This is a genomic window from Terribacillus saccharophilus, assembly GCF_000725365.1.
GTDB lineage: Bacteria > Bacillota > Bacilli > Bacillales > Amphibacillaceae > Terribacillus > Terribacillus saccharophilus.
The window spans coordinates 1,025,240-1,039,337 of sequence record NZ_CP008876.1 but is presented as its reverse complement, the minus strand read 5'-3'; the positions used below and the strand labels follow the sequence as shown (position 1 = coordinate 1,039,337).

Here is a 14,098-nt window from a genome sequence, read left to right as displayed (position 1 = left end):
AGGGCACTTGGATTACTTCGCTTGCTGTTCTGCCAGCGATTGTGCGTTTTCCATAACCGTATCTAAATCTTCGCCCTGCAAGTATTTCTGGATTTCATTCGCAAGGATATCCTCGATCACATACGTATGAAGACCGTAATTGACCTGTGGAATTTCTTCTGTCCAAGCTGCGAAATCAGACATTATCTTCTGACCGCCAAAGAACTCATCTTCTGCTTGGTAAGCTTCGCCTTCTGCTGCAGGCTGATAGGTTCCTACACCGCCTACTTCTTCAACGAACTGCTGATGGAAATCAACATCGGCACCGAATGTCTGGCCTAAGAATTCAGCTGCTTTTTCTTTACCAGGGATGTTCAATACATACCAGGAGCTACCGCCCAAGTTGGATGCATTCACTGAGTCCATGCCAGGAAGTTTAGGAAACGGCGCTACGGCCCATTTACCTGATTGAGACGCTTCTGCTTTAACAGAAGGTGTGATCCAGTTACCACTTGGCAGCATAGAAATATCACCATTATTGATTGTGGCAATGTACTGGCTCCAGTCTGCATGCGGTTTAACCAAGTCTGCATCAATCATTTCTTTATACAGACGGAATGCTTCTTTCAGCGCATCATTATTAGCTATGTTCGGAGTTACACCATCTTCCTCCAAATACCATGCACCACTTGTCTGAATCATCATACGCAATAGCCCTAGATCTTTTGGATCCTGTGTGATCATTTGCTTGCCTGTAGCATCCTTAACTGCTGTACCAATTTCAATCACTTTCTCCCAATCAGCATCCTGTAGATCATCGATGCTGTAGCCTGCTTCTTCTAAGTAGTCAGTTCGTACATACAAACCAGCTACACCAGAATCGAAAGGAACTCCATACTGTTTGCCTTCAAAGCTAGTTGGTGGCTGTTTGTACTTTGCAAAGTCATCAATTGAGATTGCATCGTCAACCGCGTAAAACATATCTGGATAGGACTGCAAGAAGCTTTGTGCACGATAGTCCTCAATCAAAACGACGTTCGGAAGACCTTTCGTTGTTCCGGAGCTGAGACTTGTGTTCAGCTTTTGGATGATATCATCTTGTGCGTACTCGATGATTTCAATATTCAGCTCACTGTTTTCTTCTTGGTAAGCTGTTTTCGCAAGCTCCGCTGCTTTTATATTGAAGTTTGGATCCCATGCCCAAACTTTGATATCGTTCGTATCTGCATCTGCTTCCGAGCTGGAACCAGAAGAACACGCAGACAGAACGAGCAAACTAACAAATAAAAGTGCTAAAAACTTTTTCATCCTATTTACCCCCTCATTTTTGTAAGCGCTGTCTTTCTGTTTAAATATTAGCATGCGTCCGCTATCTTCTGTTAGGAAATTATTGAGTCATACTAGGATTTAATCTTTATATTGATAACGCTTACATTATCGCGATTTAGGATTATTTTTTGTTATTTGTATTTTCTTTCTTAATTTACTCCTATACGCTCCCTTAAAGCCGACAGTCAATGAAGATGGTCAGCATTTTGAATTAAATCGCATCTCTTTCATCTTCTTTTACTGCAGGTAATCTTAAGCTCACTTTCGTCCCCTGACCTGTCTCACTCGTGATGGTCACACCATAATCTGTCCCATAAAGAAGCTGAATTCGTTCATGGACATTTTTAACTCCTATACCGGAAAACAGTTGTCGATTGCGGTTCGTATTGGGCAGATCTGTACAAGCTGCCATCCCATCGCCATCATCGGCTATTTCACATACAAGATCGTCTGCTTCTTTCCATACAAGCACCGAAATTGTGCCTTTAGCTGTTTTATTGAAAGCATGGAAAAATGAATTCTCGATAAAAGGCTGCAATATCAGTTTCGGAATAAGATAGTCCAAACAATCCGGAGACACCATGAATTGTACCTGAATCCTATCTCCGTACCGTTTCTGATTGATTAGCACATAGTTTTTTAAATTCTGAAGTTCAAGCTCTACGGTAACCGACTCATCTACATTGCCAATTGTATTTTGCAAAAGCGTGATGAACGCATCAATTGTTTTCTCAGCTTCTTCTCTTTCTCCCATCATGACCAGGAACTTGATGGAAGCCATCGTATTATAGAGGAAATGCGGATTAATTTGCTGCTGCAATGCAGCCAGCTCAGCATGGCGCTGCTGTTTTTGTGCTTCGATGAGTTTTTCTACATACACTTGTAGTTCATCCATCATGCTGTTAAAAGCAGTACCAATTTGGTTAGTTTCGTATGTACCTTCATATACGAGCCTTCGCTTAAGTCCCTTCTTTGGTACTGCTTCAATATCTTTGACAAGTTTCGATAAGGAATTGGTCAGCCGCTTCGTAACAAGAAAAACAATGATTAGCGCAAGAACAACAACACCTGCAAGCAATAATGCAATCTGCTTTGTATCAATCAGATTGCCTACAGCGGTCTGTTTGTCCACCATATTTATAAGGTACATATCAAAATAAGGCAGATATTCTGCCAGCATAATCTGATTTATATCCTGAAACTCGACCTCCTGGTATGTTTCTCCTTCAGTTTGCATATTCTCCGCCTGCTGACTAAGCTCTGGAAGCGATTGTCCAATTACATTCGTTAAACTGCTCGAGACCACTTTGCCGTTACGATCCAGCACATAAAAATCATTCCCCGGCTTTACGTAGTCTGTATAAAAGGAACGCAGCTGCCCCTCCCTAATTGGAAAGTAGACCGAACCATATGATTGATCTGTTTCCCGATCAAGGAGAGCCTTCGCCGCAATGACATAATTATCGGAGGCTTCTCGTGAATCTTGAAAATAAAGCAGCTTGTTCGGTTCCTTGGTGATTGTTTCCGTAATATCATGATTACGAATATCTGTAGGGGCAGCTGGCCAATACGTAAAGTTCGTCCTGTATGAGATTGCCTCTTGATCTGCAATTGCAATCTCCACGTTTTGATCACCAAGCTGTTCCCGAAGATGATCAATTTGGCTCATCACAAGGTAAAGACTTAATATACGCTCATTATCAGGCTCTTCCTCTGATAAATAGGCCTCTATTGTACTGCTCTGACCGATATCGGTAGCTGCCATTACGATGCTGTAATTCAACTCTTCGAAATCATATTGAATTTGATCGATTATTTGGGAATTTGTAATGCTGAACTTCTCAACAAAAAATTGCTCAGCCATCCGAATTGTCGTAAGAGTAACGGTAATAGCTACTAAAATTATTAGTGCAACTGTTATAAGGAACATCTTCATAAACAGGCCATTAGGCTGAAGCTGGTCTTTAATTTTCATCAGCTATTCCTCCTCAGCTCATTATCCGTTTTCGCCGGTATTGCGAAGGAGAATAGCTCGTTTGCTTTTTAAAAACACGACAAAAATAACTATGATCTGAGAACCCGACTTGCTCACTAATCTTTGAAATAGGTATATCGTTCTGCCTTAACAAGGTAATAGCTGCCTCAATCCGGACACGGTTAAGGTACTCGCTGAAGCCCTCCTTACTATGTGTGGAAAAATAATTGGATAAATAAGAAGGGCTGAAATGGAAATGGTTCGCAATATCAGATAATGATAACGATTCATGATAATGCGCCTTGATATAGTCTGTCAGTTTCCTCATATGCCCCTGTTCTTCCTCTGTTTCCACAATCTTCATTACTTCCTTTAAAAAAGAATCAACCGTCTGATTAGCTGTGTACACATCTGCTGCTTGGCCGACGTTTTGAAAATAGGTGTACTTCTTCTTCTCAAGCACTTCTGTTTGATAATCTTTATTGCCAAGCAGAACAATCAGATTGAACATAATATTATTGAGAAATGCTTTGTATTCGGCAACATCCTGTTGATAATTCTGTACATTCTGACCGGTATGTTCCTGTAAATATGAAAAAGCTTCCTGAAAATTGTCCCGCTTGCACTCTTCAATAAAGCGAACCAATTGAAAGTCCTGCAACTTACCAGGCAATGGTGGCAGGCTTTGGTCAGATAAATAAAAACTGTCCGGAAAGAAGAAACGATAACTCTCCACTCTTTCCAGTTCCTTTTGCTTTCCTTTTAGTTCGGAAAGATTATCGAAAACTTCTGTACTGCAAATAAAACCTGATTTGGGTAATCCGGAAAATACATCTTCTCCTAGTATTCGGTCGCCATTCCATAAATAAATATGCAAATCCGAAGTTGATAAGATTGATGTCAAGATTCCATCCTCATTAGTTAAGAAATCTTGAAGATGCATCATTTTTTTGTTTGCTTCGTAATTATGGCTTAGTACCTGAAAATACTTATGAGGAAAATAAGCTGCTGCTTCTTCTTCCAAGCTAAGATCTGTTCCTTCATATAGACCTCTTAATTTATCCTTTAAAGTTTGCTGATGCTCTCCTTCACTGCTGAGATGAAACCCTTCCAGTTGTCCTGCTGCCAGGCGCAGAGCCTTCAGCAGCACCTCTGCATTCAATTTTGGTTTGAGAATATAATCGATAACTCCGTTCTGAAAAGCACTTCGTACATAATCGAATTCACTGAAGCTGCTCAGTACGATCAGTCCGATATGCGGGAATTTTTCATTTACGATCCTCGTCAAGGCTTCTCCGTCCATAATTGGCATGACGACATCTGTGATAACAATATGTGGGTTCAGCTTTTCAATCAGTTCCAGTGCTTCTTTTCCGTTTGAAGCCTCCCCTACTATTGTGAAACCTTCCTTCTCCCAATCCAGATAGTGTTTGATTCCTTGTCGGATAAGAATTTCATCATCGACAATTAATGTCCTGCACAATCCCTTTGTTTCCAAAATGCATGACACCCCTTTATCAAGCCTCTGCTTAATTCTAATTGGAAAGCGCTTTCTTTAATAGTGTTCCGGATTCTAATATTTGTCAAGGTGAGATGGCTTGAACATACTTTAAATAACACGTTTTGTTAGTAAATTATGATAAGATGAATATAACCTATTTTTTCCAAAGGGAGAGACGACTGTGACACTGCGTGAACGACGGAGAAAACGAAAAAGGGAAGCTGATCCGAATCACAAATGGGATATTCTCGATATTCTTCTTTATGTACCAGAACTGCTGATTTTACCTTTTCGTTTACTACTGTGGATTGGCCGCGGCATTTTGCGTTTGTTTCAGATTGGACCTTAAAAAGGAGAACATTGATGGGAAATACAATCACAATCTTGATTATTATTTTAGCAATCGGCAGTACGATTTACTTCGGTATCCGTTCATTACTTCGGCGTTTCGGGTCTAAGTAAAAGCTTTGCTCATGTGATATGCATAATAAAGAAGCACCAGCCAATTAGCTGGTGCTTCTATCGCTTAGGAAGAAACCCACTGTTTCAGTTCCGAACTTTTTTCTGCGTGATACTTCTCCAATTATATGTGATGGTGAAACTGTGACTTTATGGCATGTACTATAAAATTTATTCATCAAAATGTGATCGCACCCGTTACGATTGCCACAAGAATAATAAATAAAGAAGTCAAAACAGCCCATTTGACTGCATATCGCTGAAATGCACCAAGATCAATTTTCAACATGCTGACAAGAAGTATCGTAGAGGCTACAAGCGGACTCATAAGATGCACCGGCTGCCCTAAGATGGATGCCCTGGCGATTTCAATAGGATCAACTCCATAAGCAGAAGCAGCCTCTGCGAATATCGGAACCATCCCGAAATAATAGGCATCATTTGAAAGCACAAAGGTTAATGGAAGACTTGTGATAGCGACAACCACCGGGAAAAGTTCACCCATGGAAGGCGGAACGATCGCGACAATAGAACCTGCTATTGCATTGACCATTTCTGTTCCGGATAGTATTCCAGCAAATACGCCTGCTGCAAATACAAGTAATACAACCGTGATGGCATTGCTTGCGTGTTCAGCAATACGCTCTTTTTGTACCTGGATATTTGGGTAATTGATTGATAGAGCCAATACAAAACCTATGAGGAAAAGTACAGCAGGATGCATGATCCCCATAACTAGCAATACCAAAATAGCTATAACAAGGAACAAGTTAATCCAGCGCAGCTGCGGCCGCTTCAATAAATCTCCTTCTAATGCCGCAGCCATATATGGTTCGGATGCATAGGAATCAGTCTCGATTTTCGTTACACCTATGCGCTTGCGTTCTTTAAGACCTAGCATAAAGGCTGTAAATATAACGAAAATGATACCTCCCAACATCGTTGGTAGAAGTGGAACAAAGAATTCAGAAGGATCCAATCCAAGTACCGCGATTGCTCTAGTTGCAGGACCTCCCCAAGGAGTCATACCACTGATAATACTTAAAGCAAGCATCGCAACTGTTGCCATAACCAATGGATTCATACCTATCCGTTTATACAAAGGCAGCATAGCAGAAACCGTAATCATATAAGTGGTCGTGCCATCTCCGTCCAATGCAATTAGCATTGCCAGCACAGCTGATCCAATCGCAATTTTGACTGGATCTCCTTTTACTAATACGAGTATTTTCTTAATCAAAGGATCGAATAGCCCAGCATCAATAAGGATTCCGAAAAACAAGATAGCAAATAACAGTAAGGCCGCTGAACTGGCGACGGTTTGCAGTCCATCTAAGATCATATCCCCAAGACTTCCTCCAAAACCTCCAATTAAAGCAAAGAAAATCGGTGTAATCGTCAAGGCTACAATGGGAGAAAGCTTTTTAGACATAATCAGTACAGTAAACACGATCATCATGGAAAACCCTAATATCGTTAGCATGTTAATTCCCCTCTCTTTGAATACGCTTTCATTTACTTGTTTGAAGAAGCATTTGACATAGCATATTACATAGCAGGAGATAAGTTAAATATAACTATTTTTGGAAAACTCATAAGTATTTTTTATATTGTCACATGCTGTTCCTGTTTCAGAAAACCGATGAACGCCTTCACCACTTGAAGATCGAGTGATTTAGGGTCATACATTAACCATGTTTCACGAAGCAAAGGCTCCTTCTTTTCATTTGTCAGACCGATACGGTATAGCTGATCGGATTCACGAAGGCAAATTTCAGGCACTATCGAATAACCTAAACCATGTTTAACCATCTCTTTACACGTTTCCTGCCGATCCACTTCCATTGCTGTAAGCGGTGCATGCTGCAAATGCTCATGTATCCATCCATCAATGATCGTTTTCAAGGAAGTATCGGTATTGTATTTAATGAAAGGAAGAAGCGGCAACTGCCCGATACTGATTTGCTGTTTAGAAATAACATACAGTTGTTCTCTAGTTAGAATTTCCTTTACTCCTTGCCAGCGATGGTTCCCACGCAGTATGCCTAAGTGTACATCCCCCTCATCCAGTAATTTCATCACTCTTGTACTCCAACCAGTCTGTACATTGTATTGGACATTCGGATAGAAAGAAGAAAATTTCGCCAGCAATCCCGGTAGCTTATATTGAGCAAAGTTACTGGAGACCGCTAATCGAAGCGTGCCTTGGACCTCTTCGCCTAGGTTCGCTAAAGCATCTTTCGTTTCTTTCAGCTTTCGCAGCATCTCCACGGCATACTCAGAAAGATACTCTCCCTCAGCTGTTAACGTGATTCCTCTATTCCGTTTGGTAAAAAGCTTTACTTGAAAATTGTCTTCAATCTTTTGAATTCGATATGTCAATGAAGGCTGAGAAGTGAATAATCGTTCCGCGGCTTTTGTTACACTCTTTTCTTCTCCTAATAGCTTTAATAAGATCCAATCTTTCTCATCCATTGCTCACCCTCCTAGGTACTTTCTCACAGTTATAAAATAAATTTTAACTTCAGGAAAAATTATTGTATTTTATTTTATCGATATTCAAGACTATGCTGTCAGTATAAACTACTTCATCTATAAAAGGACGTGAGCTGATGGAAAAGATTCGTGTTGTTTACATGCGCGGCGGTACAAGTAAAGGCGTTTTTCTTCATGAAACAGACATGCCTGCTGAAAAGGAGAACTGGACGCCTTTTCTTCTCGATTTAATGGGCAGCCCTGACAAACGGCAAATTGATGGATTGGGAGGCGCCAATTCACTAACAAGCAAAGCTGCCATTATAAGAAAAGCAGAGCAAGATAAAGACTTTGATGTCTACTATACATTCGCACAGGTAAGTATTACAGATGAAACAGTTGATATGAACGGTAACTGTGGCAATATATCTTCTGCTGTTGGTCCCTTTGCAATCCAGGAAGGACTTGTCCCTGCCACCGACCCAATCACGACTGTAAGGATATGGAATACGAATACTCAAAAGTTGATTCTTGCCGAAGTAGCCGTCAAAGATGGTGACGTCCAAATAACGGGTTCGACAGCTATACCTGGAGTACCTGGTTATGGATCGGAAATAGCTTTGACATTTTGCCATGCAGAAGGTTCCGTAACAGGTGAATTATTGCCTACCGGAAACGTTACTGATGTACTTGAAACGAGCTTTGGCAGCATTGTCTGTTCTATCGTTGATGCAGCCAATCCTCTAGCATTTATAGAAGCTGCTGACCTCGGTTTAGAAGAAACTATTCTGCCCGATGCATTCACAGAAGATGATCTGGAACGATGCGAGGAAATACGTGCTGCTGCCGCTGAACTCTGCGGGTTTGCCACTAGAGATAAAGCTACTAAGATGTCTCCGGCAGTCCCAAAACTAACATTGATAGGAAAAGCAAAAGCCTTTACTGATACAAACGAGAACATTTACTCCACTCAGGATATGGATATCCATGTACGTATGCTATCGATGCAAAGACCTCATGAAGCACTTGCCATAACTGGCGCAATTTGCACTACCGCAGCATGTGCCATTCCTGGAACATTGCCTCATACGCTTGCAAGAAAAACTACCGGCAGCTTACGCATTGCCCATCCATCCGGCATTACTGAGACTGCGTATGCCAGCTTATCAGAAATAAAGGTTATCCGTACGGCGAGGAGAATTCTTGAGGGAACTGCATATGTAAAGCAGAACTATAACTTTGAAGAAGTTATTGCTGCAAAGAATTAAAAAAGCTGTCCATCATGACAGCTTTTCCTTTGCCTTGATCAAATCTAAAATTTAAATATCTTGATACTCAGAATCATCTTGTTAAAATGAGCTTGTTCGCAGCGACTGTAATATTCTCTTTTAAGTAGGAAGGTGCATCCTCATGTACCATTATATCCTCCATCGTCATCCACATCACTTCCCCCACTTCTTCCATGCTCTTTGCATAAGGTTCACCAGTTATATGCTGACAAAGAAAAACGATATCAATAACGTGGGTTCCTTTATCCGTAACAAAAGAAGAGCTATTCACATAAGTAAGATCTTCCACTTCAATTCCTACCTCTTCAAAGATTTCACGCTTTAGTGTCCTTTCCAAAATATCGGTAGACACGCCCTCCAAGTCACACTTTCCACCTACCATGGAAAGACATCCTGCTGCATGCTCTTCTTTTTCACTTCTTTTAATCATCAACCACTTACCATCCCGGTAAATAGCACCTTCAACATTGACTACAAACATCGATAATCCTCCTCACAACTATCTTTCTTTGTAAAGAATACCATTTTTAAGTCAGATAATTAATTTTAGATATTCACTACTAAAGTTTTTCATAATTACATTAAATACATTTAGAAACTGAAGAATTCATTTAAACATTAATTAAAGAATGCTATTTAAATCAAAAAAACGATGCTGTGTTTCAGCATCGTTTTTGTTTACTATCTTCTATGTTAGACTCATTCTTTTTGAGTCTATATTACCTACATTCAATAACTCTTCAAAAGCCTTTATATTTGCATCAAAATTCGGCACAGTTTGTGATTCTTCAGCTAATTTTACTAGTTGTACAACTAGATCATTATAAGGTGTTGCTATACCCGTGGCTACTGCTCTGGTTGGGACAACTCCATTAATGAAGTCAATTTCAGTTTTGCGTTTCTTCTCAAGATCCTGAAGCATGCTTGCTTTTAACAACCTAGAAGGCTGCATCACTACTCTTAATGTTGAAATCCGTTCAGGAATATCTTTTTGACTTTTTATTTCTAGTGAAGCTATATCGAAACCATTCATCTTAGCAAATTCTATACCATTTTCGTGCCCAACTTTAATCGTCTCATCAGCAATATGAGCTGCACTAACGATGCCGATATCACTATCAAGAATGTCGCCATATTCTCCGTTTAATGCAGCAGATAAACCACTGAATGCATTATTGATAAGCAGTTTAGACCATTTTGTTCCAACTAAATTATCGGAAATATGTGTACCACCCACTAGGTCTAAAGCCGATTTAATACGCTGAATTCTTTCCGTTGTTTCACCGTTTAATTCTCCAATTTGAAAAGCGTACTTCTTAAATTGTATGTATTCAGTTGTAAGGCTGGATACACCTGGTTCAATAAATGTGGCTCCAAATTCAACAGAACCTGCAATAACTCGTTCGTCACCAACTATAGCAGCTACGCTCTTTTCAGGTATACCATTCTGCAAAGAACATACCACACTATCGTCATTCAAAAATGGCAGCAATTCTCGAAGGACAGCGTCGTTATATAATTGTTTAGTTAGAAGTAAGACTAAATCATATTTTCCGGACTTGTTCTCAGGTGTAATAGCCTTCACATTTGCTTGAAACTCAGTCGTACCAATCACCTTAGCACCAGTCTGATTTAAAGCATCTACATGTGCTTGGTAAGAATCGATTAATTCGACATCCATTCCGCCATCAGCAAGATAGGCTCCGACTATGGTTCCTAAAGACCCAGCTCCTAATACTGCAATTCTCATAATAATTTCTCCTTATCTTTGTCCAGATAGTTATAGATAGGTTGTGCTGCATTTAACGTTAAATCTGTAAGGATATGCGATGCTGAAACGACTTCTAATACAGGCAGATCTGCAAGAGGTGCCAATGCATGTTCGAATAATTGAAGTCGAGCAGGACCTGACCATGCTCCTTTAATATCAATATCAGTTATTTGTGTTCGGACTAAATCACATATCTTTAAATTACCAGTGTAATCAGTTGCAACTTTGACCATAAAAGTAGGACGACAAATTTCACTTTTGGCTTTTTCCTTCTCCATTTCAGAATGTTTATATCCCATCGTTGCAGTTGCCACACGTAGACTGCCATAATCCAGCGTACCAACAAGCGTATCAGAATCTACATATAATTCAGGCGCACCTAATTTTTTTGGATATGCAGTAAGTTCACGTCCACTTGCAATGGCTGGGAAATTGTCCACATACATAGAATGTACGTAATCTCCCTCTTCTCCATTAAAACTTACGGGTATTACTTGGCCGGCCTCTGTATAAGCACCAAGTCCTGAAACATCGGGCATCCACATTACTTCAAATTTTACTAGGGGTTCCGTAAATTCAAGCGGTTCCGGCACTGCTGCACGTAAAGCTTTTTCATCTGTTCGATAAATAATATTAAGATATTCACGGTTTACAAATTTATAGGGTGGCATAGGGTAAGCAGGTGCTGTTAATGGTGTATTGAAATTCTTTGCTATATTGTTGACATCGATTTTCATGATATAACACCTCTCTTTTTTTATTCAATGAACTAAACATTTCTAAAAAAACTGATCTTACTTTTTTTCTTAATGCCTGACTACGAATAAAGCATACATCTACATTTACATTTAATCTAATACATATTATGTTATATATATATTTATCTCAGTAAATAAAGGGGATTTCTAGATGGAATTACTTCAGCTAAAATACTTCCAAACAGTTGCCGGAACACATGTCTAAAGCTGCAAAACAGTTGAATATAGCACAACCTTCTTTAAGCCTGACTATTAAAAGACTTGAGGATGAACTAGAAACAAAACTTTTTGAGCGGAGAGGCAGAAATATACAATTAAGTTCCTCAGGTATCATTCTTTTGAAACATGTAAACAGGATTTTTACTGAGATTGAAAATGCACAAATGGAAATTCAATCCGACGAACGTCAAATTTCTAACACTATAAGGATTTCCATTTCCAATGCACGATTTCTTATCGGGTTAATCAGCAGATACATTAACCTTTTTCCTGAGTTAAAAGTTCATCAGGGAATTAAAGAGAAAAGCGATATAATGTCAAGTTTAAAAAAAGGGGAAATTGATTTAGGAATAGCAGGCCATCCTATTGAAGATGAGGAGATAGAAAGTTGTGTATTAGTTAATGAAGATATTGTTCTGGTCTTACCCCTAAATCATAAGTTTGCGGGTAAATCTGAACTTTCTTTACGAGAATTAGAGAACGAGCCTTTTATTTCTCTTGCCGACAATGAAGAATACAGCGAATTCACTAAAAATCTTTGTAAAAATTCTGGATTTATTCCTAACAATATATTTGAGGTAGATTCATACTTACTTTTAGAAATAATCAAAGTAAATCAGGGGGTTTCTTTACTTCCTATTTCAGTCTGTAGACAATTGAAATTAAATTACATTAAAATAGCTGATATTTCCCCTACCTATACGATAAGCCTTTCTTGGGTGAAAGGTAAATTACTATCTCCTTCAGCAAAAAACTTTCGAGATTTTATTATTGAGTACTATAAAGATAACTATAGAATGTTTAAGGTAAATCAATAAATCTCCACGAAAAGAATCTAAGTTGGTAGAATTGCTGATGAAGAAAAATTGCTTTGGAATTAGAAGAAGAACTTGAGGTCACTAGCGGTCATCACTATCATAGAAAAAAGAGCCTTTTTTATAAGGATCTTTTTTCTATATCAATGATTAATCAGGAATTGTTTATTGGATAATTTAAATGATACGGTGCAAGTTAGAGGATGCGTATAGCTTTAGATGTACTCTCCTCTATTACATCAGAATCAACTCTTACATTCTATGTACTCAATGCATACGACCTGCCCATTCTATAATTGCAGTTTCTAATAAATCAGTGCCAATACCAATTTGTTCAATTGCTGTATATTCATCAGGATGATGGCTTAAACCATTTTTAGAAGGTACAAAAATTAATCCAGTTGGACATAGTATTGCCATATTCATCGCATCATGTCCTGCACCACTCGTCATATGCATATATGTATATCCTTTTAGCTCACAACTTTCAGTTAAGGATTGAATAACTTCTTTATCAAGATTAATAGGATGCTCATTGCTCAATTCACTATACTCGATGCTAACACTACGCTTTTCCTCCACTTGTTTAATTGAAGTGAACAACTTCTCGATCACTCTATTTTTTGAATCAGTAGAGGTTCCGCGTATGTCGATTTTCATTGTCGCCAAATCTGGTATCACATTCATTGATCCAGGTTTAACTTCGCATGCCCCTACAGTTGCAACCGTTCCGTTACGAGCTTCCATTTTTGCAGCCTGCTCCAGCTGCAGAGCTATTTCCGCTGCACCCAATAAGGCATCTTTTCGATAGTCCATTGGTGTTGTTCCTGAGTGAGATGCTTGCCCTTTTATTTTTAATTCAAATCTTGTAGGTGCAGCAATTCCTATAACTATACCAATCTGTTTTAATTGCCTTTCTAACACTGGTCCCTGTTCAATATGCAGCTCAAAGAATACTTTAAACTCCTCATTCCTACGGTTACTTCTTTCTATCCCACTGAAGTTAAGGGAACATTCAGAAAATACATTAGATATAGATTTCCCTTCACTATCCTTAAGTTCAGCCACAGATTCCTTGTCTAATAAGCCTGCCATTGCCTTGCTGCCTATTGTAGAAACACCAAATCTTGAGGATTCTTCACATGCAAAAGCAATGATTTCAATCGGGTGTTTTGTTTCAATCCTTTTATCATTCAAGCTGCGAATGACCTCAAGAGCTGCGATAACACCTAATGTACCATCATATCTCCCACCCTGGATCACTGTATCTAAATGAGAACCGCATGCTACTACAGGAAGATCAGGATTGCTCCCTTCCCTGCGTGCTATCACATTGCCACTGGCATCCATTCGAACAGTCATTCCTTCTTGTCTGCAAAGATAGCTAAAATGTTCAGCTGCTTGTCGTTCTTCTTTTGAATAGGCTAAGCGAGTTACCCCTTCTTCTGATTGGCTAAATTGGTTTATTTCAAGTAGTGTCTTCTCTAAACGTTTTAAATCCATATTCTACCCCCAGCACTATACATTA

Annotated in this window: 12 protein-coding genes; 3 read left to right on the top strand and 9 right to left on the bottom strand. The window is 39.2% G+C overall.

The annotated features are described in order from the left end of the window. Positions 1-12: 12 nt before the first annotated feature. The 3 genes from GZ22_RS05330 to GZ22_RS05320 all read right to left on the bottom strand — a co-directional run bounded on the left by GZ22_RS05330 (position 13) and on the right by GZ22_RS05320 (position 4,781). On the bottom strand, positions 13-1,287 hold the full coding sequence (locus GZ22_RS05330; RefSeq protein WP_038559548.1) for an ABC transporter substrate-binding protein: 1,275 nt from the start codon (positions 1,285-1,287) through the stop codon (positions 13-15). Positions 1,288-1,519: 232 nt separating this feature from the next. After that, a complete protein-coding gene (locus GZ22_RS05325) occupies positions 1,520-3,283 on the bottom strand; it encodes a sensor histidine kinase (protein WP_038559545.1) in 1,764 nt (587 codons plus the stop codon). A 13-nt stretch (positions 3,284-3,296) separates the two neighbouring features. Further along, entirely contained in the window at positions 3,297-4,781 is a 1,485-nt protein-coding gene (locus GZ22_RS05320) for a response regulator transcription factor (protein WP_038559542.1), read from the bottom strand. Between the two features lie 184 nt (positions 4,782-4,965). Between GZ22_RS05320 and GZ22_RS18565 the strand changes: the two genes are divergently transcribed. Beyond that, positions 4,966-5,133: a hypothetical protein gene (locus tag GZ22_RS18565; RefSeq protein ID WP_164072034.1), complete on the top strand. Its 168-nt coding sequence runs from the start codon at positions 4,966-4,968 to the stop codon at positions 5,131-5,133. A 288-nt stretch (positions 5,134-5,421) separates the two neighbouring features. On the opposite strand, the gene GZ22_RS05315 is transcribed toward GZ22_RS18565, so the two are convergent. Continuing rightward, the gene (locus GZ22_RS05315) at positions 5,422-6,726 is read right to left on the bottom strand and encodes a CitMHS family transporter (RefSeq protein ID WP_038559539.1); all 1,305 of its coding nucleotides are present in this window, start codon (positions 6,724-6,726) and stop codon (positions 5,422-5,424) included. 122 nt (positions 6,727-6,848) lie between these two features. Next, positions 6,849-7,718, bottom strand: coding sequence for a LysR family transcriptional regulator (locus GZ22_RS05310; RefSeq protein WP_038559536.1), 870 nt, complete (start codon positions 7,716-7,718; stop codon positions 6,849-6,851). A 137-nt stretch (positions 7,719-7,855) separates the two neighbouring features. Between GZ22_RS05310 and GZ22_RS05305 the strand changes: the two genes are divergently transcribed. Further along, on the top strand, positions 7,856-8,986 hold the full coding sequence (locus GZ22_RS05305; protein WP_038559533.1) for a 2-methylaconitate cis-trans isomerase PrpF family protein: 1,131 nt from the start codon (positions 7,856-7,858) through the stop codon (positions 8,984-8,986). Between the two features lie 73 nt (positions 8,987-9,059). Here the strand turns inward: GZ22_RS05305 and GZ22_RS05300 are convergent, their stop codons facing one another. From GZ22_RS05300 to GZ22_RS05290, 3 genes are all read right to left on the bottom strand, one after another. After that, a complete protein-coding gene (locus GZ22_RS05300) occupies positions 9,060-9,488 on the bottom strand; it encodes an NUDIX hydrolase (RefSeq protein ID WP_038559530.1) in 429 nt (142 codons plus the stop codon). A gap of 207 nt (positions 9,489-9,695) precedes the next feature. Continuing rightward, positions 9,696-10,757 carry a ketopantoate reductase family protein gene (locus GZ22_RS05295; RefSeq protein ID WP_051748062.1) on the bottom strand — a complete coding sequence of 354 codons (1,062 nt, stop codon included), beginning with the start codon at positions 10,755-10,757 and terminating at the stop codon, positions 9,696-9,698. Further along, complete coding sequence (locus GZ22_RS05290; protein ID WP_038559527.1) at positions 10,754-11,515, bottom strand: acetoacetate decarboxylase; 762 nt, start codon at positions 11,513-11,515, stop codon at positions 10,754-10,756. The genes GZ22_RS05295 and GZ22_RS05290 overlap by 4 nt, the downstream gene beginning before the upstream one ends. Before the next feature lie 218 nt (positions 11,516-11,733). Between GZ22_RS05290 and GZ22_RS05285 the strand changes: the two genes are divergently transcribed. After that, positions 11,734-12,573 (top strand): LysR family transcriptional regulator, encoded by an 840-nt coding sequence (locus tag GZ22_RS05285; protein ID WP_245609701.1) that lies wholly within the window; start codon positions 11,734-11,736, stop codon positions 12,571-12,573. 264 nt (positions 12,574-12,837) lie between these two features. Here GZ22_RS05285 and GZ22_RS05280 read toward each other — a convergent pair whose 3' ends face one another. Then, positions 12,838-14,073: a Zn-dependent hydrolase gene (locus GZ22_RS05280; protein WP_038559524.1), complete on the bottom strand. Its 1,236-nt coding sequence runs from the start codon at positions 14,071-14,073 to the stop codon at positions 12,838-12,840. Positions 14,074-14,098: the final 25 nt, after the last annotated feature.